The following is a 26,305-nucleotide window of genomic DNA, read 5'->3' as shown; positions in this document are numbered from 1 at the left end:
CTAGCTGAGAGCGTCGAAGCGAGTTTTCAATTTTGCGGCTTCGCCCGCAAGCCCAAAGGGCGGGCGGATGACAAACAGGCCTGAGCCGATCATGCCGTGACCGGGTCGTGCTGGCGGAAAGCGAACCTCGTGGCGAAAAGCGTCCGGGTGATTGTTTTCAAGCGAATTCAACATGCTGTGATGCGCACCTGATGTCAGGATCGGATACCATAAAACGATAGTCCCGACATTCCATGCGCGTGCGTATTTTTTAATCTGCCCAGGGATCGTCTGATAGTCGTCTTTGATCTCATAGCTGGGATCGATCAGCATCAGCCCCCGACGCGGGGTCGGCGGCAGCATCGAATGGGCCATCGCGAACCCGTCCGTGCGTCGGCAGGTGGCGGTCGGCAGCGCAAGTTCGAGGTTGAGATGTTCGGTCGGGTGCAGTTCGGCCAACGTGATCGTGTCACTGTGGCGCAGCCGTTGCACGGCGATCAGGGGAGAGCCGGGATAGGCGGTTTCCCCATGCAGTTCAGTGGTTTGCCGCAGGGAGCGGATGTAGGGATGATCGTCAGAAAACCACGACCTTGCACGCACGATGCCACTGTCGGCCTCGCCGGTTTTCACCGCTTCTTCTGCGCTCAGATCATAAAGTGCACGGCCTGCATGCGTCTCGATATAGCTGACCGGTTTGTCCCTGCGGATGAGGTAGTCGAGCATCCATGCCAGCAGGCTGTGCTTGTGAACGTCCGCAAGGTTCCCGGCGTGATAGATGTGTTGATAGCTGAGCATGCGCCCGGGTGTAGCGGAATGGAGCGGGCGCGCAATGGTTAACCGGACCACCCGACAGTGCATTCCGATCCGGTCTTTGACCCCAGTTTTACACGGCCAAAGCGCGGTGCAGTTTGCGCAGGAAGGGTTAAGGGGCGACCTCGTCCTGCAGCCAGGCGATGAATCGGCCCTTGACCAGCCATGACACGCCAAAGGCGATCAATGCGGCAGCCTCGCATGTGAAAGTCCAGTTGCCCGCGTCCCACCACGGCACCGGGATGCCTAACAGCCCTTCGACTGCAAACACAGTGCCCATGGCCAAGATGGCGATGACGATGACGGTTCCGGCTGCGTAGTAGAGCGCGTTGCGGATCACTTTAACCTGTGTCGGCTTGCCATCTGGCCCCCGCTGGTCGTCGTCGATGGCAGTGAAGACGAAAAAACAGAACCAGGCGAGAAAGAAAAAGACCACAGCGGCGCTGCCGTAGTGAATGACGCTGGCATATTTGAAGAGCATGAAGGCGCGGTCCGGATCGAATGCACCCTGAATCACCGGCACACCTTTGATCAGATCGAACAGCAGCATGGGCCGGGCCGCAAAGACCACTTCGTCACAGCCCCAACCGCCAGTCGGAAACAGCGCGATGCCAAAGCAGGCCAGCCCCGCATAGCTCGCCAGCCGCTTTTCGGCATCATGTCTGTCCTCGCCCTTGTAGACGATGAGGTAGGCCCCGATGAACACCAGTGCGCCAGTAAACACGGTGCCCCAGAAAGGGGCATAGTAAAAATGGCTGATCGAAAAGCGAAAGCACGAGTCAATGTATGGATTTGACGATGGCAGGTGTGATGCGATCCACAGGACCACCGGCAACCCCACCGCGACCATGCCGACCACACGCGCCAATGCACGCTGGTCAATGGCCGCATAGCCGTCCTTACCCGCCGGGGCAGGCTGATAACGCGTCTTTCCTGTTTGGAGCAGTTCCATATCGTGTCCCCCAGGCAATGCACTAAATCAATGCCCTACAGGATACACGCTTTTGGCGAATTCGCGAAGGGAGGGCTTACACCAACCGCGACACCTCTTTGGCGGCGCGCACGAAATCTTCGAACAGCGGGTGCGGAGCGAACGGCTTGGATTTCAGCTCCGGGTGAAACTGGACGCCGATGAACCACGGGTGATCGGGCCACTCCACGATTTCAGGCAGGCGGCCATCCGGCGACATGCCTGAAAACTTCAGTCCGGCCTTTTCCAGCTGCTCGCGGTACTTGATATCGACCTCATAGCGGTGGCGATGGCGCTCGTCGATCTGGGTCGTGCCGTAAGCGTCTGCCACCCGGCTGCCAGCCGTCAGGACGGCATCATAGGCTCCAAGGCGCATGGTGCCGCCCTTGTCGTCGCCCACTTTGCGTTCGACCTTATGATTGCCCTGCACCCATTCCTTGAGGTGGTACACCACCGGTTCAAAACGCTTTTTCCCGGCCTCATGGTCGAATTCCTCGGACCCCGCAGCCGTCAGGCCAGCCACGTTGCGTGCCGCTTCGATCACCGCCATCTGCATGCCCAGACAGATGCCCATATAGGGCACCTTGCGGGTGCGCGCGAACTCGGCCGCCTTGATCTTTCCTTCGGTGCCGCGTTCGCCAAACCCGCCGGGGACCAGAATGGCGTGAAAGCCGCTGAGATGGGGGGCCGGGTCTTCGTTTTCGAACAGTTCCGCGTCGACCCATTCGACCTTGACCCGCACACGATTGGCCATGCCGCCATGGGTCAGCGCCTCGGCGATGGATTTGTAGGCGTCTTCCAACTGCACGTATTTGCCGACGATAGCGACATTCACCACGCCTTCGGCATTGTGGATGCGGTCGCTGACGTCTTCCCATTTCGTAAGATCGGGCTTGGGGGCCGGGCTGATCTGGAAGGCATCGAGCACCGCCTGGTCCATGCCTTCGCGGTGATAGGCAAGGGGGGCGTCATAGATCGTGGACAGGTCCTGTGCGGCAATCACGGATTCGGGGCGCACATTGCAGAACAGGGCCAGTTTTTCGCGTTCCTTGACCGGGATCGGACCCTCAGACCGGCACACAAGGATGTCGGGCGCGATGCCGATGGAGCGCAATTCCTTGACCGAGTGCTGGGTGGGTTTGGTTTTCAACTCGCCTGACGCCCTGATGAAGGGCAGCAGGGTCAGGTGCATAAAGATGCACTGCCCGCGGGGTTTGTCCTGCGAAAACTGCCGGATCGCTTCGAAAAACGGCAGGCCCTCGATATCGCCAACGGTGCCGCCGATTTCGCAGAGCATGAAATCAACCTCGTCATCGCCGATGCCGATGAAGTCCTTGATCTCATTGGTGACATGCGGGATCACCTGGATCGTTTTGCCAAGGTAGTCACCGCGCCGTTCCTTTTCGAGCACGTTGGAATAGATGCGGCCCGACGACACAGAGTCGGTCTTGCGCGCGGCCACACCGGTGAAGCGTTCGTAATGGCCAAGATCTAGGTCGGTTTCCGCGCCGTCATCTGTCACGAACACTTCGCCATGTTCAAAGGGCGACATCGTGCCGGGATCGACGTTCAGGTAGGGGTCCAGCTTGCGCAGGCGCACCGAAAACCCGCGCGCCTGAAGAAGTGCGCCGAGGGCGGCCGAAGCCAACCCCTTGCCAAGCGATGACACAACGCCGCCGGTGATGAAGATATAGCGCGCCATATTGTAGGAGTCCCCCGTGGTTCGTCTTTGGCACAAGGCCATCTGCGGGAGGCGCGATAAAGCGTTCCCCACGGGGCCTCAGTATAACAGGATTCGGTTTGAAGGGGCAAGGCGCGCGCAACATGATGTTGCAAGTGCGCGCACCGCCTCAAGATTTCGTGTCAGTCCTTTCGGATAGTCGTGAATCGGATGTTCGCTGCCTCTCCCTGCGGTCGAACGCGAAATCCGATAATTCCACTCGGTTGGAAATCCGAAAGGCCCTAGTCCGCGCTGGGGACCAGCGGTGCGTCGTCAGTTGCCGTGGGCGGCAGCAGATCACCACCGGGTGGCACCAGATCGTTTGCGGGCGCGTTCTGCGCGGGTGGTGTGATGCCCAGCTGGTCGATCACGGAGGTGCCTGCGGCCTTTTGCGCGGCGATGATCGTCAGCGTGATCGAGGTGATGATAAAGCAAATGGCGAGGATCCACGTGACCTTGCCTAGTGCGGTGCCCGCTGGCCGACCGGCCATGGCACCACCGCCGCCGCCACCCATGCCCAGACCGCCCCCTTCGGAGCGCTGCATCAGCACCACGGCGATCAGGCCGAGGGCGAGGAACAGGTGGACGATCAGAACGACATTTTCCATGGACGGGGACGTAACCTTTGCTGCGCGATGGGCGGTATGTATGCAGAAACGCTTTGACCCGCAAGTCGCGTTTCGTGGCAATTTGGGACAGCCGCATCGCGCGGTGCCATCAGGGCACAGGAGGGGGTGGATTTCTGTGATCGCCTCGCCCAGAGTTGACCCATGCCACATGATCATTCCGACCACGACCACCCCCACAGTCTGTTGCCACCCGACCCCGCCTTGCGGGTCAAAGCGCTGGAAACCATCCTCACGCAAAAGGGGTTGGTGGACCCCGCCGCGCTGGATGAAATCATCGACACCTATGAAAATCGCATCGGCCCGCGCAACGGCGCAAAGGTGGTGGCGCGGGCGTGGTGTGATCCCGCCTTCAAGGCCGCATTGTTGGAAGACGCCGATCCGGTCCTTGCCGACCTTGGGTTTTATGGACGGCAGGGCGAACACATGGTGGTCGTCGAAAACACGGACACTCTGCACAACATGGTCGTTTGCACCCTGTGTTCATGCTATCCATGGCCGCTGCTGGGCATTCCGCCGGGCTGGTACAAATCTGATGCCTACCGCGCCCGTGCGGTGCGTGAACCGCGCAAGGTGCTTGCCGAATTCGGTGTGACCCTGCCCGACGGGTGCGCTGTGCGCGTCTGGGATTCGACGGCTGAAGTGCGCTATCTCGTTCTGCCGCAGCGCCCCGCAGGCACTGAAGGCCTGGACGAGACTGCACTGATGGATCTGGTAAGCCGCGATTCCATGATCGGCTGTGGTCTGGCGGGCGCCCAATGACCCGCGTGCATGACATGGGTGGGCGGTTTGGCGACGGGCCTGTGGTGCCCGAACCTGAGGATGTGAAATTCCATGCCGACTGGCATCCGCGTGCTCTCGCGCTGACACTGGCGTGCGGCAGCCTTGGCCTGTGGAACATCGACGTGTCCCGCCATGCCCGAGAAAGCCTTGCGCCCAAGGACTATGCCCGCTTTGCCTACTACGAAAAGTGGATCGCCGCACTGGCTGACCTGCTGGTGGAAAAGGGCGCGTTGAGCGCCGATGAACTGGCCGCTGGGCAGGCACAGGGCGAAAGTGCGCTGGCCGCGCGGCGCCTTGAGGCATCCGCCGTCGCGGACGTGTTGGCAAAGGGCGGGCCTGCAGACCGCCCCAGCAACATCGCTCCGCGCTTTGGGGTGGGCGACGTGGTGCGGTTGCGTGCGATGCCGGAAAATGTGGCGGTTGCCGGGGGGCACACAAGACTGCCGTCTTATGCCGCCGGTGCGATGGGACATATCCTGCGCGTCCACGGCACGCATGTGCTGCCCGACAGCAACGCCCACGGCTTGGGTGAAGCGCCCGAGCCGCTTTACGCCGTGGCCCTCAAGGCAGGCGACATCTGGGCGCATCCCGAACACCCGCAGGACGAAGTGATCCTTGATCTGTGGGACAGCTATCTGGCCTCTCCATGAGGCCGGAACCGGCATTCGCAGCCCCGTGGCATGCACAGCTTTTTGCGCTGACGGTGTATCTGAACGAGACGGGCGTGTTCACGTGGCCCGACTGGGCGACACGGTTCGGCGCAACGCTCAAACAGCACGGGTTGGATCGGGAATTGAACGGCGGCGACGACTATTTTGCCGCATGGCTTGAGACACTCGAAGCACTGTTGACGGACTCCGGCCTGTCCGAAGCGCAAACACTCGCTGACATGCGCGCCAAATGGGAAGCCGCCTACTTGCGCACCCCGCATGGCCAGCCCGTTCATCTCGACCAGACATTCTCTGATTGAAAAAAATCCCGGGGGAGGCCGCAGGCCGGGGGCAGAGCCCCCTCAATCAATCGCGTGCGCAGCGCCTTTGGGTCACGGGTTATTCGTCCACGTCGTCCATATCCGCCTGCCCGGACAGGTAGCGGCGCACATGGCTCCAGCTCAGACCAATGCCAAGCACAACCGAAAGTGCGAGCAGGCCAAGCCACGTGTTAAAACCCGGATTGGCAAGGCTGACGATCCCCAGATCATAAAGCACCCACAGGATCGCCCCGACGAGCGCCAGCACCAGCAACATGCCAAAGGGCCCGATCGAGCGCAGAGTGGCACGCAGGTAAATGATGTAGCCGACGCTCAGCAGCAGCCCCACCAGCACGGCGATGGACAGGTTGGCCCCGCCATGGTCCATCACCCAGCGCGCATAGTTGAATTCTGTGGGGTTATACGTGGCGGCAAGCAGTCCGAAGGCAAAAAGCCAGCGCCAGAGGAATCCCGTCATGATGTCGTATCCTTCTTCAGGGTTGGCGCGTCATGGCGCGAAACGACGCCGATCTCAACTGTTCGATGCCCGTGCGCGTCGCATTTTTGGTCAGACGAAACAAAAGTATCGGTTTGCCTCTGCTGGTCGCATCGCTATACGGGCGCGGGTTTGCATGGAAAGGATCTCTCATGGCCAATGTAGTGGTTGTCGGCGCGCAATGGGGCGATGAGGGCAAGGGCAAGATCGTGGATTGGCTGAGCGAGCGGGCCGATGTGATCGCGCGCTTTCAGGGCGGGCACAATGCGGGCCACACGCTGGTCATCGACGGCGAGGTCTACAAATTGCACGCGCTGCCCTCGGGCGTCGTGCGGGGCGGCAAACTGTCTGTCATCGGCAATGGCGTTGTGCTGGACCCGTGGCACCTGCTGAACGAAATCGACACGATCCGCGCTCAAGGTATTGAAATTACGCCTGAAACGCTGATGATTGCCGAAAATACACCGCTGATCCTGCCTATTCATGGAGAGCTGGACCGCGCGCGCGAGGCGCAGAATTCGGTGGCCAAGATCGGCACCACTGGGCGGGGCATCGGCCCGTGTTACGAGGACAAGGTGGGCCGCCGCGTGGTGCGCGTGGCCGACCTCGCCGATCCTGCGACGCTGGAATTGCGCGTGGACCGCGCGCTTGTGCACCATGACGCGCTGCGTCGCGGACTGGGCCTTGCACCTGTGGACCGCGATGCACTGCTGGCCAGTCTGGTCGAGATTGCGCCGAAAATCCTCGCCTATGCCGCGCCGGTCTGGAAGGCGATGAATGAAGCGCGCAAATCCGGCAAACGTATCCTGTTCGAGGGCGCACAAGGCGCGCTGCTCGACATTGATTTCGGCACCTATCCCTTTGTGACCTCGTCCAATGTGATCGCGGGGCAGGCCGCCACCGGCGTCGGCGTCGGCCCCGGTGCCATCGATTTCGTCCTTGGCATCGTCAAGGCCTATACCACCCGCGTCGGCGAGGGGCCGTTCCCAAGCGAATTGCATGACGCAGACGGCGACCGGCTGGGTGAGCGTGGCCATGAATTTGGCACCACAACCGGGCGCAAACGTCGCTGTGGTTGGTTTGATGCCTGCCTTGTGCGCCAGACCTGCGCGACAAGTGGTGTGAACGGCATTTCGCTGACCAAGCTCGATGTGCTCGACGGGTTCGAGACGCTCAAGATCTGTGTAGGTTATGAGCTGGACGGCAAGCGCCTTGATTACCTGCCCACCGCAGCCGATCAGCAAAGCCGATGCACACCGATCTACGAAGAAATGCCCGGATGGTCAGAATCGACCGAAGGCGCGCGCAGCTGGGCCGAGTTGCCCGCCAATGCCATCAAATATGTCCGTCGCGTCGAAGAGTTGATCGATTGCCCCGTCGCCCTACTTTCCACCTCACCCGAGCGGGAGGACACGATCCTTGTCCGGGACCCGTTTTCGGACTGAGGAGGTCGCAAAGGTGAGTTACAGGGCGCGCAAATGGCTGGCGGGGCTGATCCTGGTCTTTGGTCTGCCGCTTTACATCGTCATGGCCGTCAACATCGTTGCGCTGTTTGACCGTCCGTCGATCCTTGTCGAGTTGCTAATCTATGTGGGGCTGGGTGTGATCTGGGCGATCCCGCTGAAATATGTGTTCAAGGGGATTGGACAACCGGACCCTGACGCCTGAGACTTGTGCTATCCTGTGTGCGGCACGGCACGGAGGATGTCATGAGGGTCGACCCCGCAATACCGATCTTGCGCAGCTTTGACGAAACCAAGGCGCGCGAATTCTACATTGATTTTCTGGGTTTCGAGGTGGTGTTTGAACATCGCTTCGAACCGGACACGCCGCTGTACATGGGGTTGCGGTTGGGCCGGTGCGAATTGCACCTGTCAGAGCATTTCGGCGATGCCGCACCCGGCGCGTCGATGCGGATCGAGGTGGAGGACGTGCACGCCTTGTGTGCCGCGCTGAATGCCAAGTCTTATCGCCATGCGCGGCCAGGCGTGCAGCGCCAAAGCTGGGGGATGGACGATATGTCGATCTCTGATCCGTTCGGAAACAAGCTGATCTTTTGCACAGACATTCCGCCTGCTCAGGTTTGACAGGCGCGCCATGCGTCCCGTTCTACCACATAGCATCGCCAGATGCCGATCTTGCCGCCAAGGTTGCGCTGCGCCTCTTCGACAAAGCGCGCGCCAATCTTGAGTGTCGCCCGTTGTGAGCGGATGTTGGCAGGATCGACGTGCAGCCAGACCTGATCCATGTGCTCAAAGGCGTGATCCAGCATGAGCGCTTTCATCTCCCTATTGGCGGCACCGCCCCAATAGGGTCGGGTGAGGAAAGTATAGCCGATACCGTACGCTTTTGGTGTTTCGGGCGCCGGGTAATAGCGCGAGCAGCCGATCACTGATCCGCTGGCCTTGTCGGTGACAACCAGCGCGCCACCAGAGCGGAGCAGCATGTGTGCATAGGGCGCAAAGACCTCGGGCTTGTATCTGTCGCGCGCGGGGTGTCCGGCCCAGATGGCGGGATCACTTGCGGCGTGTGTGAGGGCGGGGATGTCGTCGCCGCGCAAAGGCCGCAAGTGAAGTGTTTCACCGGTCAAGGTGGGTTGGTCCGGAAAATTCATGAGCCGGATGAACAACAAAAAAGGCGCCCCGGCAAGGGCGCCTCACTATGATCTCAGCAAGCACGCTGGCTTAGCCAGCGGCGCGTTGCTCGGGGCGATACCCGATGTCACTGGTTACGGCAAAGCGGCCACCGGAGATCTTTTCGATCTTGCCCGAGCGCAGCAACTGACCAAAGGAACGCAAGCCGTCTTCGCGGCTGAAGTCCTCTTTTTCCACCTGACGCACTTTTGTCATCAATTGGGGACGCGAGAACTGATCGCGACCCTCGACAAAACTCAGATAGCTTGCGGCCGCTTCCAGCAGTGCGGGCAGATCATGCGCGCCCAGTTCGGCGACATATTCCGCAAAGCTGTCCGCATCCTGTGCATCCTGTCCAACCTCTTGGGGGGCTGCGACGCGGCGGGGGCGCACGGGGCCTTTGGGCCCCATGTCAACGTCGACGCGTTGTTCCGCCACCAGTTTGAGGGGGGCAGGGCGCGCGCTTTCGGGGCGGTCGCCGCGGCTTGCGCTCACTTCGGGACGGCGTGGTTTGACCACTTCGGCCAGATCAGAGCGGAACGCGTCTTCGTCCTTGATTGAATCGTTGCCGATATCGGAGTCTGCCTTCTTGGCTTTTACAGCGGCCTTCAGATGGGCAAACGCGTCGCGGCGATTTGACCCTTCGGGTTCTTCCATCTGGTTTTCGGCTTCGGCCATCAGGCGGGATACATCGTCGTCCTGCACGTTTTGCGATTTGGATTCTGCAGCAACAGCAGTGACATCTTCTTCCGCTTCGGTCAGGTCGTCAACTTCGTCCGCGATGTCGTCGTCTTCGCTTTCAGCGCCAACTTCAGCAGCTTCGTCGTCTTCGACTTCCTCTGCGATGTCATCCTCGTCGCTGTCGACCGCAACTTCAGGCTCAGCTTCATTCTCGGCAGGCAATTCTGCTTCGACTTCGGCCAATTCGGCCAGCAGTTCGGCTTCTTCCTGTTCGGACAACGAGGTTTCTGCCTCATCATCGTCATCTTCGACCTGCTCCAGCTGACCGCTGGCAAGGGCGGCGTCGATATCGGCGCGTTTGACCTTGATCACACGGGCGCGGCGGGGGTTTTGTTCAGCCTCGTCCGCAACTGAGTCGTCGGTTTCCTCGGCTTCATCGAACAGGTTTTCGCCGGTTTCCGAAGCGTCCGTGTCACCTTCATCCGCTGCCATCAGTGCGGCGAGGGAATCAAGGCCCATATCGTCGTCGCTTTGAGCCTCAACCTGATCGTCGTCACTCACCGCTTCGTCGGCAGTGCCCGCTTCGGCGGTTGTGTCGGTGTCAAAACGGGCCAGCATGGCGGTGACATCGTCGTCCTCGTCCGCCGCTTCATCGTCCTGATGCGCAATGGCTGCATCGTCGGCGTCAAGCGCCTCTTCGATGTCGCGCGCCGCATCGGCGATCACGTCATCGGATGCGTCCTCGTCTTCGGCAACATCTTCGGAGATGGCGAATGCGCTTTCGGGTGTCGCGACCTCTTCAGCGTGCTCGTCCTCGAACATTTCGTCCTCGGAGGAGTCCTGTTGGCTTTGCGACACGACCGCGCGGATGCGTTGCAGTTTGGCGGCGATGCTGTCGGCAGGCATGTCCTGAGGCGCGGCTTCGACTGTTTCAGCTTCGACGATTGTGTCTTCTTCGCTGGTGTCGGCCATTGCGTCGGTGTCGCTCTCGCTCGCAGCAAAGAACGCTTCGGCCTCGAACGGTGTGTCAGTGTTGCCCACTGCGTCGGTAGCTTCTTCGGACGTGTCGGTGACTTCTTCCGGTGTTTCCGCTTCGTCAGACGCTTTGTCGAATACGACGTCAGGCTCTGACGCGACTTCCGGTGCTGCGCTCTCTGCCTCCACCTCTGTGGGGGCGTCCGCTGCGATTTCTGTCTCAGCCTCTGGCGCAGCCTCGATCTCGTCGGGCGCGTCGGCCACTTCGGCAACCGGAGCGGTGTCGTCCGCCGGCGCTGTCGCGTCCTCTGCAAGATGTGCGGCGGCCACTGCGGCAGCGGGTGCGGCGGCAGGCAGGGCGTCGGGTTGCTGTGCGTCAGTTGCGCTCAGCACGATGCGGCCGTCATGCTGGCGCGCCTCGACACGGCGGGAAATCTCGCGTTCGGCGATGCGGGTCAGCATCTCTGCGTCCGGCTGCGGCGGTTCGGCCCCGAAATAGCGGTCGTCAGAGGCCAGATCGCGGAAATACTCCGCAATCGCCTTCATCGTGCCGAAACTGTCGTCGAATCCCTCCAACGTGCACGAGAATGTACCGTAGGAGACCGTCAGAATTTTGTTATTCATTGTCATAGGATGCTCGTCCTCTGCCTGTCTGCGCAAGCGTCATAGGCTGCAATGCCGGACCAAAGCGGCCCGAATCTGTGCCCGGAAGGGTATCATTTCGTGGCGACATTGTGATCTGTTTCCGGAAATTGCATTAAAAACAGATGAAAGAGATGATTGTTCACAGTTCCGAACCGGTCACCCTGCTTGGCGGTGGTGCGGCGTTAACCACGGATGTCGAAACCGCAATGGCCCTTGCCCCTCAATGTGTTGCGGCAGATGGCGGGGCCGAACTGGCCCGGCAAGCGGGCGTCAAACTGGATGGCTTGATCGGCGATTTTGACAGTGTGTCGCCGGAAACGCTGGCGCTGACGCCAGCTGAGCGCCGTTTTCATATTGCCGAACAGGACAGTACCGATTTCAACAAGGCGCTGCGCCATATCGATGCCCCGGTCGTGATCGGCGTCGGTTTTCTGGGCGGGCGATTGGATCATCAACTGGCGGCGCTGAACGTGCTGGTGGGCTATCCCGCGCGGCCTTGCGTATTGTTGGGCGAAATCGAGATTGCATTTCTTTGCCCGCCGCAGATCGAAATCGACACCAGTTCTGGCGATGTCGTGTCATTGTTTCCATTTGGTGATGTGAGTGGCACGTCCTCTGGTCTGCGGTGGGAGATTGCGGGCCTGCGCTTTCACCCGATGGGGCAAACCAGTACGTCCAATGCCGCCACAGGTCCGCTTGCGTTAACCATGGATGCCCCGGCGATGATCGTCATGTTGCCGCGCGCCTATCTGGCAGAGGTCACACGGGCGCTGGCGTCTGCGCCTCCATCCGCGCGATGGCCCGCTCGCGCAGCACAATATAGAGCCCCGATGCAATCGTGATGCAGATGCCGGTCGCCGCCAGACCATTGGGCAGATCCGAAAAGATGATGAAGCCAATGATCGTGGCAACCGGGATTTCAAGGTATTGCATGGGGGCCAGCGTGGCCGACGGTGCAAAGCGCAGCGACCAGGTCATGAGCAAATGCGCCAGCGTGCCAAGGATGCCGATTGCAGCCAGCAGCGCCATTTCGGTGCCGTTGACCGCAATCATTTCAAGCGGGGCAATACCAGCATTTCGGCTGAACCACAGCGCGGGGCCAAGAATGACGACGGCCATCACGCCACTTACGGCCTGAAGCCCGATAGGGTCCGTTTCCTTTGCGATCTGGCGTGTGACCAGCATGAAGACGGCGAAATTCACCGCGACCACCACAGGCAGCAGCGCGGGCCAGCCCACTTCGGCAAAACTGGGCTGAACCACCAGAAGTGTGCCGACGAACCCCACGATGCAGGCCAGAAGGCGACGGCTGCCGACTTCTTCGCCCAGCACGTACTTGCCCAGCAGCAACATCAGGAACGGCATGACAAAAGCAATCGCGACTGCATCCGCCAGCGGCAGGTATTGCAGGGCAGTGAACATCGCACCGATGCCAAAGATATGAAGCACGGTGCGCAGGGCGGTGAGGCGCAGCACCCGTCCGCGCATTTTCCAGGCCCGGCGCCCAAGCCACACAAGCGGGATCAGGATGATCGCCTGTATCGCAAAGCGCACAAACAGCAACTCTCCGAGCGGAACAGTCTGGCCCAACAGCTTTGCCACCGCGTCCCCCATCGGGGCCACGACGCAAAAACCCAGCATCAAGAGGATGCCGAGGAGGGGGCGATCCTGAGCCATGCGCGGCACCCTATCAGCGCTTTGCGGGGGCGCAATGCTGCAATTGCAGCATAAGTGACGCGAATTGGCGTCGGGTGTTTGCGTGCTGGTGGCAGGGTTTCCCGCAATGCGTGAATTGCGTTAAATGGGCGATCTATTTCAGCAGGTTTTCGCCGGACTTGGCGAGGTTTGGCGCATTGAGGATCGACTGTTTGGCGGGTCACTCTGCGAGGACATCACCCTTAGCAGTTGGGCACGTTCACCGCCAAACCACCCAGCGACGTTTCCTTGTACTTCTCACTCATGTCGGCCCCGGTCTGCCGCATGGTTTCGATGCAGGCATCCAGCGGCACCAGATGGGTGCCATCGCCGCGCAAGGCGAGGGAGGCCGCCGACACGGCCTTGATCGCACCCAGTCCGTTACGTTCGATGCATGGCACCTGCACCAGCCCCTTGACCGGATCGCAGGTCATGCCGAGGTGATGTTCCAACGCGATTTCGGCGGCGTTCTCGATCTGCTCGGGGCTGCCGCCCATCACGGCGCACAGGCCCGCGGCAGCCATTGCGGCGGCACTGCCCACTTCGGCCTGGCACCCGGCTTCGGCTCCCGAGATGGAGGCGTTGAATTTCACCAGCCCGCCGATGGCGGCGGCGGTCAGAAGGAAATCTTCGATATGCGCCTCGCTGCTGCCGGGCACATGATCAAGGTAATAGCGCAACGTGGCAGGCAGCACGCCTGCCGCCCCGTTGGTCGGGGCGGTGACAACCTGCCCCCCGGCTGCGTTTTCCTCGTTCACCGCCATCGCATAGACGGCCATCCAGTCGTTGATCGTGTGCGGCGCATTCAGGTTCATGCCGCGCTCGGTCTGCAATCTGTCATGGATGTCCTTGGCGCGGCGTTTCACGTTCAACCCGCCGGGCAGGGTGCCGTCTGATGTGAGGCCACGTTCGATGCAGTCGTTCATCACCTGCCAAAGACGGCGGGTGCCTGCCTTGAGGCTTTCAGGCGTTCCGCGCGATTCCTCGTTGGCGCGTTTCATGGCTGCGATGGATTTGCCAGAGCGGTTGGCCATCTCCAGCATCTCTGCGGCGGATTTGAAGGGGAAGGGGACAGGCGCGCCCTCATCCGTGTCCTTGCCTGCTTGCAGCTCTTCCTCGGTCATCACGAAACCGCCACCGATGGAGTAGAATACCTGGCGCAGGATCACGTCGCCCTGGCCGTCTGTCGCCATCAGGATCATGCCATTGGCATGGCCGGTCAGTTGTGTGTCGTAGTCAAAGGCGAGGTCGGTTTTGGGATTGAACTGCAATGGGGGCAGGCCGTCCGGGCGCAACGTATGATCCCGGTCAAGGTCGCTCAGCACCTGCTCGGCCCGGTCGTGATCGTAGGTGTCGGGCACAAATCCGGCAAGGCCAAGGATTGTGGCGCGGTCCGTGGCATGACCGACCCCGGTAAAGGCAAGAGAGCCATGCAGCGAGGCGCGCACCCCTGCAAACTGGAAGGGCGAGGCCCGCATCATGTCCGAGGAACCGCGCCGCCGCCACCATTGGCCCCATGGTATGGGACGAGGACGGGCCGATGCCCACTTTGAACATCTCGAAGACGGACAGGAACATGCGTGCAAAACTCCTTGGAACCTGCGCCTGCGATACCACGGGGATCACGACACTGCGCTACAAAAACGACGGTTTCGGTGTCTTTGCGATCTGGTAGCGAGGAGGACTGCGACGCGCCTGCCGGGGTTCAAGATGCCGAATGCGGGCCATGCGCAGATAGCCGCTACCCCGCTCTGACGCTGATCAGCTCTGCGGTTTCATTCTGTCTCGTTGCAGTGCCATTTCAAACCTCCGCCCGGCTTAACGCGGTTTTAACCAAGCTGGCGTTGAGTGAGGGCAGGAGGAGCTGCCAAATGCGAATCTTCATCGTTTTACTATCTGTCGTTGCCTGTCTCATGCCCTGGCGCATGGCGTTGGCCGGGGATGCATCAGTACATCAGCCCGCGTTCATGTCAGCGGATAGGACACAAGGGCGATAGGGTCAGCAAAGCCGCGCAGCCTGTGCTGCCCAAGGTCGGCGCCTGCGCGCGGGCAATGTTCGGCGAACGCACCGGTCGCGACAAGGGGCGTGTCTAGTTCGCGCGTCATCCCTTCACAACGGCTGGCCAATCCTACTGCGGGGCCTGTCGCGGTGAAATCAAGGCGACGCGCCGTGCCCACATTGCCATAGATCACCGTGCCCACGTGCAAGCCGACGCCGAAGTGCAGGGCAGGAAGGCCATCGCCGCTGCGGCCCCGGTTGGCGTGCTCGGCGCGGGCGAACGCCTCTTGGGCGCTGGACAGGGCGGCGGCGCACATGTTGGCGCGGGGGCGATTGGCCTCGTCAAAGGGAAAGATGGCCAGCACCCCATCCCCGATGAATTTCAGCACTTCGCCACCATGTTCGTCGATGGCCGTGGCCACGCAGTCGAAATAGGCGTTCACGGTATCAAGGTAGGCCGTGCTGTCGAGCGTTTGTGACAGGGTGACTGATCCGCGCAGGTCCGAATAGAGGATGGCGCAGTCGATCTCTTGCCCGTCGCCGCGTTCGACTTGTCCGTCCAGCACCTGCTTGCCGCTGATCTTGCCGAGGTAGGTTTCGAGGATTTCTCCGGCGACGAACCGTTCTATGTCCATGCGCAGGCAGATACAAAAAGCAGGCAGCACGCGTTCCAACCCGTCCAGATCGGCCTGCGAGAAGCCCGAAAAGCGCTTGGTCGTGAATGAAAGTGAGGCCCCGCGGAACTCGTTGGAAATGCGCTCGTAAAGATGATGTGTGCGCCCGAAACTCCTGCTGAATGCGGCATAATACGTCATGCCGCGTGCGGCGAGTTGCTCAAACATGGGAAAGCGCGCAACCTCATCCGGGTCGCGCAGATCGGCAAACAGGCGATCTGTCTTGCCTTTGGACAATTCGCCAAACGGGGTGTCGAAAATCTCAAGACTGTTGCGCACGATCTGGCGCGGCACCGCCTGGGTGTTGACCTGCCCTGTGTCCTGTTCCCACTGCACATCCAGCAATCCGATTGTGGGATGCAGGATCGACCGCCCGATGCTGATCCGTGCCACCGGCACGCCCCCTTCGACAAGGCGCCTGCCGAAGGTCTCGACGATACTGGTGAGCGGGTTTTCATCCAGCGCCTCCTGCATCAGCCAATCATTGATGTTGTCAAACAGGTCGGCCACGTCGCAAATGCTCTCAATTCAAAGTGTTGGCGTTATCTGTTCCGCAGTTTAACCCGATTGTCACCCGCCTTGCGCCATTTGGGCGTGCCTTTGGGGTCGCAACACTGCGAGCCTGCCTCTATAACCCGCCCACCACGCCGAGGAGTCGCATATCATGACCGGAGAACTGTCACCCATCGACAAGGCCAAATACGTCGCCGCAAAACGCGCGGCAGATTACGTTGAAGACGGGATGCGCGTGGGCCTTGGCACCGGCAGTACTGCCGCGTGGCTGGTGCGCTGTCTGGGCGAACAGGTGCGGGACGGCGGTTTGCGGTTCAAAGGCGTGCCGACCTCGACCCGCACGGCTGATCTGGCGCGCGATGTCGGGATCGAAGTGATCAGTCTGGACGAGGCCAAGTGGCTCGACATCACCATTGACGGTGCGGACGAGTTTGACGGCGACCTCAACCTGATCAAGGGCGGCGGCGGCGCGCTGCTGCAGGAAAAGATCGTGGCGACCGCATCCGATCAAATGGTGGTGATCGCCGATATCGGCAAAGAGGTCGAGCATCTGGGCGCGTTCCCCCTTCCGATCGAAGTGATCCCCTTTGGCTGGCAGACCACGCAGGCCCTTGTCGAGGAAACCCTTATTTCCATGGACGTTCTGGGCCGCCAGTCGTCTTTGCGCATGAACGGCGAACAGGCCTTTATGACCGATGAGGGCAACTATATCCTTGATCTGCACCTGCAACGCATCGGAAACCCCCGCCAGCTTGCGCTGGTGATCAACCAGATGCCGGGCGTGGTTGAAAACGGGTTGTTCATTGATATTTGTGATGCGGTCGTGATCGGCTATGGCGACGGGCGCGTCGAGATACGCGATATCAACGAAGGCACCGTTGAGCAGGATCGGCTCGATTTTCTTGAGACCGACAACCTGTTCACCGATCTTGCAGAATAAGGACGACCCACATGCCCGACTATGATTACGATCTTTTTGTCATCGGCGGCGGGTCGGGTGGCGTGCGTGCAGCACGGGTTGCGGCCGGGGATGCAGATGCCCGCGTCGCATTGGCCGAAGAGGACCGCTATGGCGGGACATGCGTGATCCGGGGCTGTGTGCCCAAGAAGCTGATGGTGTTTGCCAGCGAATTTGCCGAGTCGGCCAGCGTCGGCAGCGCCTACGGCTGGAACATGACATCGGGCACGTTTGACTGGCAGAATTTCCGTGGTCGTCTTGAAAGCGAACTGGATCGTCTCGAGGTTGTATACCGCACGCTGCTCAAGAACTCCGGTGTTGACACGTTTGACGCCCGCGCCCGCCTCAAGGACAAGCACACTGTCGAGCTGTCCAGCGGCGAGACCAAAACGGCCAAGACCATTCTGGTGGCAACCGGCGGGCGCCCCGTGCGCCCCGATATGCCAAACGCTGATCTGGGCATTGTCAGCGATGACATCTTTCATCTGGAAACCCTGCCAAAATCCATCCTCATCATCGGCGGTGGCTACATCGCCTGTGAATTCGCCTGCATCCTGCATGGCCTGGGTGTCGAAGTGACGCAATATTACCGCGGGGCCCAGATCCTGCGCGGGTTTGATGACGAGGCGCGCGGGCTGATCGCGGAATCCATGCGTGATCGCGGGATCGAGTTGCACACCGGGACCAACATTGTCGAGATGGCGCTCGCAAGTGACGATCACACGATGTCCTCGATGCCCACCACGTCCGATGCCGCCATGGGCGCAAGTGCCCAGCAAAGTCAGGTGATGGCGAATGATAATACATCCGATGCTGCAAGCCCCAGCCGGGGCGGGCCAGTGTGGGTCAAGGCCACGAACGGGCGCGAGCGTGTGTTCGACACGGTGCTGTTTGCCACGGGGCGTGATCCAAACACCGATGACATGGGGCTGGAAGAGGCCGGCGTTGAAATCGGTCGGCGCGGCGAGATTGTCGTCGATGAATTTTCCAAGACGGCCACCGACAGCATCTATGCCATCGGCGATGTGACCAACCGGGTCAACCTGACGCCTGTCGCCATTCGCGAAGGCATGGCCTTTGTCGAAACGGTGTTCAAGGACAACCCCACAGCTGTCGATCACGACCTCATCCCGTCTGCCGTCTTCACCCAGCCCGAAATGGGCACCGTTGGCTTAAGCGAAGAGGATGCGCGCGACCGCGAAGAGATCGAAGTCTATTGCACGTCGTTCCGGCCCATGCGCACTGCATTTGCAGGCAAACCCGATCGCGTGCTGATGAAACTGGTCGTCAGCGCCAAGAACCGCACCGTGCTGGGCTGTCACATCGTCGCACCGGATGCGGGCGAGATGATCCAGCTTGCCGGGATCGCGATAAAAATGGGCGCGACCAAAGAGGATTTTGACCGGACGGTTGCGGTTCACCCCACAATGTCCGAAGAGATCGTAACCATGAAGACACCCATGCGGACTGCTTGAATTCTCGCGAAAAAAGCACAGGTACAAGGACAAGTTGCAGCACGACTGCACGATAAGAGGAGAACTACACCATATGGCTGGTAATACGGGCGGCCCCTGGGGGGTGGCGGAAATTCAGGTGGCGGAGACGGCGATGGCCCACGTCGCCCAGATCGCGGCAATGGCGGGCAGCGCCCCGGCAATGACGGGCCGCAGATCCCGGAAATCGACGAGTTGGTCAAAAAGGGTCAGGAGCAACTGCGCGTCCTGATGGGCGGTCGCGGTGGCGGCAACACAGGTGGTGGCCGCGGTGGCGGCGGCGGTGCCGGTCCTTTCCTCACACGTGGCACAGTCGGTATCGCACTTGTGGCAGCAATCGTCCTTTGGGGGATGGCAAGCTTTTACACAGTCCGCCCCGAAGAAAAATCGGTCGAACTGTTTCTCGGCGAGTTTTCCGCCATCGGTGAGCCGGGTCTGAACTTTGCCCCATGGCCTGTCATCACCGCAGAGGTGATCGCGGTCACCACCGAACGCACCGAAGAGATCGGTGTGGGCCGTGCCGGGTCCGAAGCGGGCCTGATGCTGACAGGTGACGAGAACATCGTCGACATCGACTTTCAGGTGCAGTGGAACATCAATGATCCCAGCGCTTTCCTGTTCAACCTGCGTGATCCACGCCCAACCATTCGCGCCGTGTCTGAGTCGGCCATGCGCGAGATTATCGCCCAGTCCGACCTTGCCCCGATCCTCAACCGGGACCGTGGTGTGATCGGTGATCGCCTTCAGGATCTGATCCAGTCCACGCTGGACAGCTACAACAGTGGTGTGAACGTCATTCGTGTGAACTTTGACAAGGCCGACCCGCCCGTCGAGGTGATCGATGCCTTCCGCGATGTTCAGGCCGCCGAACAGGAACGTGACCGTTTGCAAAACGTCGCTGACGCCTATGCCAACCGCGTCCTTGCCGAAGCGCGTGGTCAATCCGCGCAGCTCTTGGAAGAGGCCGAAGGGTACCGTGCCCAGCAGGTCAACCAGGCCGAAGGTGAAGCGTCCCGTTTCACTGCTGTTCTGGATGAATACGTCAAAGCACCGGATGTGACGCGCAAGCGTCTTTACCTTGAAACTATGGAACGCGTGCTTGGACAGATGGACAAAATCATCCTCGACGAAAACACCGGTGGCGCGGGCGGCCAGGGCATTGTCCCCTATCTGCCGCTGAATGAACTCCGCCGCAGCACGGGAGGGACGAACTGATGCGTAAAGCAACTTATCTTTTGCCCATTGTCGTGATCCTTGCCGCACTTGGCCTGTCGTCGATCTACATCGTGGACGAGCGTGAAAAGGGTCTGGTCCTGCAATTTGGTCGCGTCGTCGCCGTCAAGGAAGACCCCGGTCTGGCGTTCAAGATTCCCCTGATCCAGGAGGTTGTGCGCTATGACGACCGTATCCTCAGCCGTGACATCGACCCGCTCGAAGTCACACCGCTGGATGATCGCCGTCTCGTCGTTGATGCCTTCGCCCGTTACCGGATCGTTGATGTGAACCAGTTCCGTCAGGCGGTTGGTGCCGGTGGCATCGTCTTTGCCGAGGATCGCCTTGATTCGATCCTGCGCGCAGAAACGCGGGAAGTTCTGGGTTCGGTGTCTTCCAACGACATCCTGAGTTCGGACCGGGCCGCACTTATGCTGCGTATCCGTAATTCGGCCATTGCCGAAGCTCGCGCGCTGGGCGTCGAGATCATCGACGTGCGACTGAAGCGGACCGACCTTCCGTCGGAAAACCTCGATGCAACCTTCGAGCGGATGCGCGCCGAACGTGAGCGTGAAGCAACAGACGAACGTGCCCGTGGTAACGAAGCGGCCCAAAGGGTGCGTGCGCAAGCCGACCGGACAGTGGTGGAACTGGTGTCCGACAGCGAACGGCAGGCCGAGATCATCCGTGGTGAGGCAGATGCCCGCCGCAACGCGATCTTTGCCGAAGCCTTTGGCGAAGACCCGGAATTCTTTGAATTCTACCGCTCACTTACCGCCTATGAGCGCGCCCTGCGCGGTGACAATTCGACCATGGTCATGTCGCCCGACAGTGAGTTCTTCAACTACCTGCGGTCGGATCAAGGATCGCGCAGCGTCGAAGGCGACTGATGGCCTGGGTGCTTCTGGCCCTTGGGTTGGTGATGGTTGTGGAGGGGCTGGCCTATGCGCTGGCCCCTTCGCTTATCGAACGGGTGCTTGAGGTTTTGCGCAGCATGCCTGTGCCCATCCGCCGCCAGTTCGGGCTGCTGGTCGCTGTATCTGGTCTGATCTGCCTTTGGCTGGCCTTCTTCCTTGGCCTGTGAACACGTGATCTTCACACATTGGTAACACGGTGTTGAAACCAGACGCCGCGAAACCATCTTTAATGTTGCATGGATGCAACCCTACATGCACCCTGTGCGCAATGGCGCATATACATGTGCAGATGGCCAAAACCGGCCGAGTGACGTTCCAGGAGAGACCTGATGCAAAGACAGGCTATTGCCCTATCACAGCAGATTCCAAACCTTAACCTGATGCGGGCCCTGTGGCTTGGCGCCCTCGCACTGGCCTTTGTGCTGGTGCAGGCCGTGATGGCCCATGCCCGCCCCGAAAGCCTCGCGCCTCTGGCCGAGCAGATCAGCCCGTCGGTTGTGAACATCACCACATCCACGGTTGTCGAGGGCCGCACCGGCCCCCAGGGCATCGTGCCCGAAGGCTCGCCGTTTGAGGATTTTTTCCGTGAGTTTCAGGACCGCAACGGGCAGGGCAACCGCCCCCGTCGGTCTTCTGCTCTTGGGTCGGGCTTTGTGATTTCCGAAGATGGGTACATCGTCACGAACAACCACGTGATTGAAGGCGCGGACGAGATCCAGATCGAGTTCTTCAACGGCGATGAGTTGGAGGCCGAGTTGATCGGCACGGACCCGAACACGGACATTGCCCTTCTCAAGGTCGAAGCCAGCGGCCCGCTGCCTTTCGTGCCATTTGGCGACAGTGACGGCGCACGGGTCGGCGACTGGGTGGTTGCAATGGGCAACCCGCTTGGTCAGGGCTTTTCCGTCTCTGCCGGCATCGTGTCGGCGCGCAACCGCGCGCTGTCCGGCACCTATGACGATTACATCCAGACTGATGCTGCCATCAACCGCGGCAACTCGGGCGGTCCGCTGTTCAACATGGACGGTGAAGTGATTGGTGTGAACACCGCGATCCTGTCCCCTAACGGCGGCTCGATCGGGATTGGGTTTTCCATGGCGTCCAACGTGGTCACCCGCGTTGTCGACCAGTTGCAGGAATTCGGCGAAACCCGTCGCGGCTGGCTGGGTGTGCGCATTCAGGACGTCACCGAAGACATCGCTGAAGCCATCGGTCTTGAGCCTGTCGCGGGCGCGCTGGTCACATCCGTACCCGAAGGGCCTGCGATGGAAGCAGGCATGCAGGACGGTGATGTGATCATCAGCTTTGCTGGCGTCGATGTCGAAGACACGCGCGGTCTGGTCCGTCAGGTGGGCAACAGCCCCGTGGGCGAGACGGTGCGGGTGGTTGTCTTCCGCGACGGAGAGACAGTGACCCTGCTTGTCACACTTGGCCGCCGCGAAGAAGCCGAAGGGGCCGTGCCTGCGGTCGCCGAGGGCCCCGAGGATACGCCCGCCGATCCGGTAACTAAGGATGTTCTGGGCCTGACCCTAAGCACTCTCACGGACGAGATGCGCACTGAACTGGGCCTGAGCGAAGATCAGGATGGTCTGGCCGTGACAGCCGTGGATGAAACCACCGAGGCCTATGAAAAAGGCCTGCGTGCCGGTGACGTGATCACCGAGGCGGGCCAGCAAAAGGTCACGTCCATCGCCGATTTCGAGACGCGTCTGGAAGAAGTGAAAGATGCCGGGCGCAAGTCGTTGCTGCTGCTTGTGCGTCGGGGCGGTGATCCACGCTTTGTGGCACTCAGCCTGGCTGAGTAAGCCCGTATCTAATGGACTGAGAAAGGCGCCCTGCGGGGCGCCTTTTTTGTTGGGATAGGGCCGGTTGACCCGTAAGGCGCACCTGTGGTGCGCCCGTCAGCCTGCGTTGGGTTGGGCCACGGCAATCAGGCCAAGTTTGCGGGCCGCGGCCACGGACAGTGTTTTGCTGTTAAGCCCCTCGTCGCGCTGATAGCGCTGGATCGCGTATTTGGTCGCTGTGTCCATTTCGCCTGTAACAGGGCCGCGATAATAGCCGCGTGCGGCAAGCGCGCGCTGAACGGAGGAGATGAATTCCGGGGTGAGGTCCGTGGCACAGGGCACTTCGTACCATGTGTCCTGACGCGGTCTGACCACCTCTTGCCGGGTTTCGTCCTTGTAGATGGGTGCGGCCTGCACGCGCCCGTCGCTGCTGATCTGCGCGGGTTGCAGCAGCACCTTGCGGGTGACTGTTTCGACCACGGCCGGGCTGACTGTTTTGCCCCAGCACGTGCCGGGGGCGGCCCCCGGTGGCGATGTCGCCAGCGAAACGGGATCAATGTTGGAGGATGTCACGACTGCGTTCTCGGCGCAGGCTGTGACAAAGACGACTGCCGCAAGGGCAGGGATAAAGGGTATGGATCGCATGCTCGGGCCTCTGGTTGGGCTTTTCTGGCAGCATAGCGCGGGGCGGGCAGTCTGCCTAGCCCTGCGTGCCCGGGCCTGTTACTTGCGGCTTTCCCATGTTTCGGTGCGCGCTTCGGCGGCCATCTGTCGCCCTGTGTCTTCGGCCAGAAGCTGGTCGAGCAGGGGCGAGATATCCTCGATCTCTTCGGCCAGCACGTGGGTGACATTGTGGGCCCGCTGCATCCGCCCGGTCACCCGCAGCATCCGCCCTGCCACCACTGCACGGCGAAAGCGTTCATAGATATGGCGCCAGACGATGATGTTCACGACGCCGGTTTCGTCCTCAAGCGTGAGAAAGATCACCCCCTTGGCGGTGCCCGGACGCTGGCGCAGGATCACCAGACCCGCCACAGCGATCCGCGCATTGACGGGCGGGGCATCCAACTCGCAGGCGCGCAGGCATGACGGCGGGCGCGGCCAGGGTTTGGGCGCTGTTCCCTGTGGGGCTGGGGTGAGATTCTCGGCGATGCGCATGGGAACAAAGATAGAACAAATCCCGGATGTCGCAAGTGGGGAAATGCAGGGTCGCAAAAGGGGCTGGCGGGTCTAAATCGACGCAGGTAGGAATGTGCGAACATCAGGACACCAAGGGGGCATGAATGGCCAAGATCACCTATATCGAACACGGCGGCACCGAACACGTGGTGGACGTGGCCAACGGCCTTACGGTCATGGAAGGTGCACGGGACAACAACATTCCCGGCATCGAGGCCGACTGCGGCGGTGCCTGTGCCTGTTCGACCTGCCATGTCTATGTCGCTCCGGACTGGGTGGACAAGCTGCCCGCAAAGGACGACATGGAAACCGACATGCTCGACTTTGCCTATGAGCCGGACGAGACCCGGTCGCGCCTGACATGCCAATTGAAAGTGTCGGATGCGCTGGACGGTCTCGTGGTGCAAATGCCTGAAAAACAGATCTGATATGACGGGCAGGGCGCCGCGTCTGCTGATGCGCTTGTGGGGCTGTTGCACCCGCGGCGCACTGCTGGCCACAGCACTTGTGGCAGGCGCTCCGGTCGGCGCTGAGATCGAAGCGGCCTATTACGATATCCCCACGGACCAATACGGGCACGGCGTTTTGCCGGGTGGTGAATATGCGGCCCTCGGTTTTCGATTGAGTGGCGGGCGTGAGATTGGCGCCGGTACGTCCGGAACTGTCTACGAGGACACTGCACCGCGTCTGGTCGATCTTGACGGGGATGGAACAAACGAGGTCATAACGGTCGTTTCCTATTTTGATAGAGGTGCCGCACTGCGCATCTTTGACGAAGTCAAAACAGACGATCACCCGTCTGGTACGACCATTGCCGTTGTCGCCGAAACACCGCCGATTGGCACACCCTTTCGCTGGCTGGCGGTGGTCGGCGCGGCGGATCTGGATGGCGACGGTATTATGGAAATCGCATATGTCGACCGTCCTCATCTGGCCAAAACATTGCGCATCTGGAGATACAAGGATGCTGTGTTGAACCAAGTTGCAACCTTCGACAATGTCACCAATCACCGTATCGGCGAGCCGGATATTGCGGGCGGCATTCGCGATTGTGGCAGCGGGCCCGAGATGGTCGTGGCCACCGGCAACTGGTCGACATTGCTTGCTATACGTTGGGACGGTTCCGAATTTGCCGTCACTGATCTGGGGCGCGACACAACCCGTCCGGCCTTTGCGCGCGCCATGGCCTGCGCAGAGTGAGGCCAACGTGGAGGCTGGCTGAAACGCCGGAGCCTCCGGCGGGAGTTTATCTGGCAAGGTGAAAGGGTGACCGCCTCAGGATTTGAGTGCGCGCCAGCCGATGTCGCGTCGGCAGAAGCCGCCCGGGAAGTCGATCGCGTCCACCATCGCATAGGCCTGTTCTGCCGCCTCTTGCAGTGTGCTGCCCCGCGCGGTGATGTTCAGCACACGCCCACCTGAGGCTGTGAGTGTGCCACCTTGCGCCTTGGTTCCGGCGTGAAACACCATCTGGCTGCTGGTTTCCGGCATTTTGTCGAACCCGCCGATTGCCGCCCCTTTTTCGTAGTCACCGGGGTATCCGTTTGCTGCCATCACCACCGTCATCGCGTGATCGTCCGCCCAGTTGACCTGCGCCTTGGCCAGCCGCCCGTCAGCTGCGGCGTGCATCAGATCAAAGGCCTGTGCCCCAAGCCGCATCATCAGCACCTGACATTCGGGATCGCCGAAGCGGACATTGTATTCAACAAGGCGCGGTGCGCCATCCTTGATCATCAGCCCGGCATAAAGCACGCCCTGATAGGGCATGCCGCGCCGCGCCATTTCCGCCATGGTCGGGCGGATGATCTCGGTCAGCGCGCGTTCTGCGATGGCGTCGCTCAGCACCGGGGCGGGGGAATAGGCCCCCATGCCGCCCGTGTTGGGGCCTGTGTCACCTTCGCCGACGCGCTTGTGGTCTTGCGCCGTACCGATGGGCAGCACGTCCGCACCGTCGCAGAGCACGAAGAAAGAGGCCTCTTCCCCGTCCATGAACTCTTCGATCACCACTTCGGCGCCTGCACCGCCAAAGGCACCGCCGAACATGTCGTCGATGGCGCCGTGCGCCTGTTCAACCGTTTCGGCGATGATGACCCCTTTGCCTGCGGCCAGACCGTCAGCCTTGACCACGATGGGCGCACCTTGGGCGGTGACATAGGCTCTGGCTGGGGCGGCGTCGGTAAAGTGACCATAGGCGGCAGTGGGCGCGTTTACGGCAGCACAGATGTCCTTGGTAAATGCCTTGGACGCTTCGAGCTGGGCTGCCGCCTGACTGGGACCGAAGACCAGAATGCCTGCATCGCGCAACCGGTCCGCGACACCTGCGGCCAAGGGAGCCTCGGGGCCAATAATCACGAAATCAATCGCCTCTTCCTCGACAAAACCGGCCACGGTGCCACCATCGTTGATGTCGAGATCGGCGCAATCCGCAATCGCGGCGATGCCCGCATTGCCCGGGGCCACCACCAGCCGGTCGCATTTGGGGTTTTGCAGCACGGCCCAGGCCAGAGAATGCTCGCGGCCCCCGCCGCCGAGGATGAGGATGTTCATGGCGCAGCACTCCTTGGCCTTTGGTGCCTTGCGTTCTAAGCTGCGCATC

General features: G+C 61.0%; 26 protein-coding genes and 2 pseudogenes. 15 read left to right on the top strand and 13 right to left on the bottom strand.

Annotated elements, in window-relative coordinates; genetic code table 11:
- The 4 genes from rlmJ to secG form a co-directional block, all read right to left on the bottom strand.
- Nucleotides 1–774 (bottom strand): 23S rRNA (adenine(2030)-N(6))-methyltransferase RlmJ, encoded by a 774-nt coding sequence (rlmJ, locus tag ACERZ8_RS19355; protein ID WP_407593801.1) that lies wholly within the window; start codon nt 772–774, stop codon nt 1–3.
- 127 nt (nt 775–901) lie between these two features.
- A complete protein-coding gene (locus tag ACERZ8_RS19350) occupies nt 902–1,741 on the bottom strand; it encodes a hypothetical protein (RefSeq protein WP_407593800.1) in 840 nt (279 codons plus the stop codon).
- 76 nt (nt 1,742–1,817) lie between these two features.
- Nucleotides 1,818–3,461 carry a CTP synthase gene (locus ACERZ8_RS19345; RefSeq protein WP_407593799.1) on the bottom strand — a complete coding sequence of 548 codons (1,644 nt, stop codon included), beginning with the start codon at nt 3,459–3,461 and terminating at the stop codon, nt 1,818–1,820.
- Nucleotides 3,462–3,721: 260 nt separating this feature from the next.
- Nucleotides 3,722–4,087, bottom strand: coding sequence for a preprotein translocase subunit SecG (gene secG, locus ACERZ8_RS19340; protein ID WP_407593798.1), 366 nt, complete (start codon nt 4,085–4,087; stop codon nt 3,722–3,724).
- A gap of 162 nt (nt 4,088–4,249) precedes the next feature.
- Here secG and nthA point away from each other — a divergent pair, with 162 nt between their 5' ends.
- Genes nthA through ACERZ8_RS19325 form a run of 3 tightly spaced genes read left to right on the top strand, consistent with a single transcriptional unit; the run spans nt 4,250 to nt 5,858 of the window.
- Nucleotides 4,250–4,867 (top strand): nitrile hydratase subunit alpha, encoded by a 618-nt coding sequence (gene nthA / locus ACERZ8_RS19335; RefSeq protein ID WP_407593796.1) that lies wholly within the window; start codon nt 4,250–4,252, stop codon nt 4,865–4,867.
- A complete protein-coding gene (nthB, locus tag ACERZ8_RS19330) occupies nt 4,864–5,538 on the top strand; it encodes a nitrile hydratase subunit beta (protein WP_407593795.1) in 675 nt (224 codons plus the stop codon). Before nthA ends, nthB begins: the two co-directional genes overlap by 4 nt.
- A complete protein-coding gene (locus ACERZ8_RS19325) occupies nt 5,535–5,858 on the top strand; it encodes a nitrile hydratase accessory protein (protein ID WP_407593794.1) in 324 nt (107 codons plus the stop codon). The genes nthB and ACERZ8_RS19325 overlap by 4 nt, the downstream gene beginning before the upstream one ends.
- 79 nt (nt 5,859–5,937) lie before the next feature.
- Here the strand turns inward: ACERZ8_RS19325 and ACERZ8_RS19320 are convergent, their stop codons facing one another.
- Entirely contained in the window at nt 5,938–6,336 is a 399-nt protein-coding gene (locus ACERZ8_RS19320; protein ID WP_407593792.1) for a DUF6524 family protein, read from the bottom strand.
- A 170-nt stretch (nt 6,337–6,506) separates the two neighbouring features.
- On the opposite strand from ACERZ8_RS19320, the gene ACERZ8_RS19315 reads away from it, so the two are divergent.
- The 3 genes from ACERZ8_RS19315 to ACERZ8_RS19305 are packed head-to-tail and all read left to right on the top strand — an operon-like array spanning nt 6,507 to nt 8,441.
- A complete protein-coding gene (locus tag ACERZ8_RS19315; protein WP_407593791.1) occupies nt 6,507–7,799 on the top strand; it encodes an adenylosuccinate synthase in 1,293 nt (430 codons plus the stop codon).
- Between the two features lie 13 nt (nt 7,800–7,812).
- Nucleotides 7,813–8,022: a DUF2842 domain-containing protein gene (locus ACERZ8_RS19310; RefSeq protein WP_407593790.1), complete on the top strand. Its 210-nt coding sequence runs from the start codon at nt 7,813–7,815 to the stop codon at nt 8,020–8,022.
- Nucleotides 8,023–8,063: 41 nt separating this feature from the next.
- Nucleotides 8,064–8,441 (top strand): glyoxalase superfamily protein, encoded by a 378-nt coding sequence (locus ACERZ8_RS19305; protein ID WP_407593789.1) that lies wholly within the window; start codon nt 8,064–8,066, stop codon nt 8,439–8,441.
- Here ACERZ8_RS19305 and ACERZ8_RS19300 read toward each other — a convergent pair.
- Nucleotides 8,432–8,968: a GNAT family N-acetyltransferase gene (locus ACERZ8_RS19300; protein ID WP_407593788.1), complete on the bottom strand. Its 537-nt coding sequence runs from the start codon at nt 8,966–8,968 to the stop codon at nt 8,432–8,434. The two genes, ACERZ8_RS19305 and ACERZ8_RS19300, sit on opposite strands and share 10 nt — an antisense overlap.
- A gap of 70 nt (nt 8,969–9,038) precedes the next feature.
- Nucleotides 9,039–11,273, bottom strand: coding sequence for a hypothetical protein (locus ACERZ8_RS19295; protein ID WP_455771656.1), 2,235 nt, complete (start codon nt 11,271–11,273; stop codon nt 9,039–9,041).
- 137 nt (nt 11,274–11,410) lie between these two features.
- Here ACERZ8_RS19295 and ACERZ8_RS19290 point away from each other — a divergent pair, with 137 nt between their 5' ends.
- Nucleotides 11,411–12,130 (top strand): thiamine diphosphokinase, encoded by a 720-nt coding sequence (locus ACERZ8_RS19290; RefSeq protein WP_407593786.1) that lies wholly within the window; start codon nt 11,411–11,413, stop codon nt 12,128–12,130.
- On the opposite strand, the gene ACERZ8_RS19285 is transcribed toward ACERZ8_RS19290, so the two are convergent.
- The 3 genes and pseudogenes from ACERZ8_RS19285 to ACERZ8_RS19275 all read right to left on the bottom strand — a co-directional run bounded on the left by ACERZ8_RS19285 (nt 12,048) and on the right by ACERZ8_RS19275 (nt 16,166).
- Nucleotides 12,048–12,965 (bottom strand): DMT family transporter, encoded by a 918-nt coding sequence (locus ACERZ8_RS19285; protein WP_407593784.1) that lies wholly within the window; start codon nt 12,963–12,965, stop codon nt 12,048–12,050. The genes ACERZ8_RS19290 and ACERZ8_RS19285 overlap by 83 nt on opposite strands.
- Before the next feature lie 221 nt (nt 12,966–13,186).
- A pseudogene (locus ACERZ8_RS19280) lies at nt 13,187–14,561 on the bottom strand (L-serine ammonia-lyase).
- A 387-nt stretch (nt 14,562–14,948) separates the two neighbouring features.
- Nucleotides 14,949–16,166, bottom strand: a complete 1,218-nt coding sequence (locus ACERZ8_RS19275; RefSeq protein WP_407593783.1) for an adenylate/guanylate cyclase domain-containing protein — start codon at nt 16,164–16,166, stop codon at nt 14,949–14,951.
- Between the two features lie 154 nt (nt 16,167–16,320).
- Here ACERZ8_RS19275 and rpiA point away from each other — a divergent pair, with 154 nt between their 5' ends.
- The 6 genes and pseudogenes from rpiA to ACERZ8_RS19245 all read left to right on the top strand — a co-directional run bounded on the left by rpiA (nt 16,321) and on the right by ACERZ8_RS19245 (nt 22,554).
- Entirely contained in the window at nt 16,321–17,109 is a 789-nt protein-coding gene (gene rpiA / locus ACERZ8_RS19270; RefSeq protein WP_407593782.1) for a ribose-5-phosphate isomerase RpiA, read from the top strand.
- Between the two features lie 11 nt (nt 17,110–17,120).
- The gene (locus tag ACERZ8_RS19265; protein ID WP_407593781.1) at nt 17,121–18,602 is read left to right on the top strand and encodes an FAD-dependent oxidoreductase; all 1,482 of its coding nucleotides are present in this window, start codon (nt 17,121–17,123) and stop codon (nt 18,600–18,602) included.
- A 73-nt stretch (nt 18,603–18,675) separates the two neighbouring features.
- Nucleotides 18,676–19,835 (top strand): annotated as a pseudogene (gene hflK / locus ACERZ8_RS19260) (FtsH protease activity modulator HflK).
- Nucleotides 19,835–20,722 (top strand): protease modulator HflC, encoded by an 888-nt coding sequence (gene hflC, locus ACERZ8_RS19255; protein WP_407593780.1) that lies wholly within the window; start codon nt 19,835–19,837, stop codon nt 20,720–20,722. The pseudogene hflK and the gene hflC overlap by 1 nt, the downstream one beginning before the upstream one ends.
- Nucleotides 20,722–20,916, top strand: coding sequence for a DUF2065 domain-containing protein (locus ACERZ8_RS19250; protein WP_407593779.1), 195 nt, complete (start codon nt 20,722–20,724; stop codon nt 20,914–20,916). The genes hflC and ACERZ8_RS19250 overlap by 1 nt, the downstream gene beginning before the upstream one ends.
- A 162-nt stretch (nt 20,917–21,078) precedes the next feature.
- Nucleotides 21,079–22,554 (top strand): DegQ family serine endoprotease, encoded by a 1,476-nt coding sequence (locus ACERZ8_RS19245; protein ID WP_407593777.1) that lies wholly within the window; start codon nt 21,079–21,081, stop codon nt 22,552–22,554.
- Between the two features lie 96 nt (nt 22,555–22,650).
- Here the strand turns inward: ACERZ8_RS19245 and ACERZ8_RS19240 are convergent, their stop codons facing one another.
- Together ACERZ8_RS19240 and ACERZ8_RS19235 are read right to left on the bottom strand one after the other, a co-directional pair.
- Nucleotides 22,651–23,178, bottom strand: coding sequence for a peptidoglycan-binding domain-containing protein (locus ACERZ8_RS19240; protein WP_407593776.1), 528 nt, complete (start codon nt 23,176–23,178; stop codon nt 22,651–22,653).
- 78 nt (nt 23,179–23,256) lie between these two features.
- Nucleotides 23,257–23,691: an OB-fold nucleic acid binding domain-containing protein gene (locus tag ACERZ8_RS19235; protein WP_407593775.1), complete on the bottom strand. Its 435-nt coding sequence runs from the start codon at nt 23,689–23,691 to the stop codon at nt 23,257–23,259.
- A 125-nt stretch (nt 23,692–23,816) separates the two neighbouring features.
- Here ACERZ8_RS19235 and ACERZ8_RS19230 point away from each other — a divergent pair, with 125 nt between their 5' ends.
- Together ACERZ8_RS19230 and ACERZ8_RS19225 are read left to right on the top strand one after the other, a co-directional pair.
- Nucleotides 23,817–24,140 (top strand): 2Fe-2S iron-sulfur cluster-binding protein, encoded by a 324-nt coding sequence (locus ACERZ8_RS19230; RefSeq protein ID WP_407593774.1) that lies wholly within the window; start codon nt 23,817–23,819, stop codon nt 24,138–24,140.
- A gap of 1 nt (nt 24,141) precedes the next feature.
- Nucleotides 24,142–24,912 carry a VCBS repeat-containing protein gene (locus ACERZ8_RS19225; protein ID WP_407593773.1) on the top strand — a complete coding sequence of 257 codons (771 nt, stop codon included), beginning with the start codon at nt 24,142–24,144 and terminating at the stop codon, nt 24,910–24,912.
- 75 nt (nt 24,913–24,987) lie between these two features.
- On the opposite strand, the gene purD is transcribed toward ACERZ8_RS19225, so the two are convergent.
- Nucleotides 24,988–26,256 (bottom strand): phosphoribosylamine--glycine ligase, encoded by a 1,269-nt coding sequence (purD, locus tag ACERZ8_RS19220; protein WP_407593772.1) that lies wholly within the window; start codon nt 26,254–26,256, stop codon nt 24,988–24,990.
- Between the last annotated feature and the right edge of the window lie 49 nt (nt 26,257–26,305).

The organism is Tateyamaria armeniaca, from assembly GCF_045797845.1.
GTDB classification, from domain to species: Bacteria; Pseudomonadota; Alphaproteobacteria; order Rhodobacterales; family Rhodobacteraceae; genus Tateyamaria; species Tateyamaria armeniaca.
Note: the sequence above shows the minus strand (reverse complement) of the source record. Positions and strands in the feature narration are given on the sequence as shown.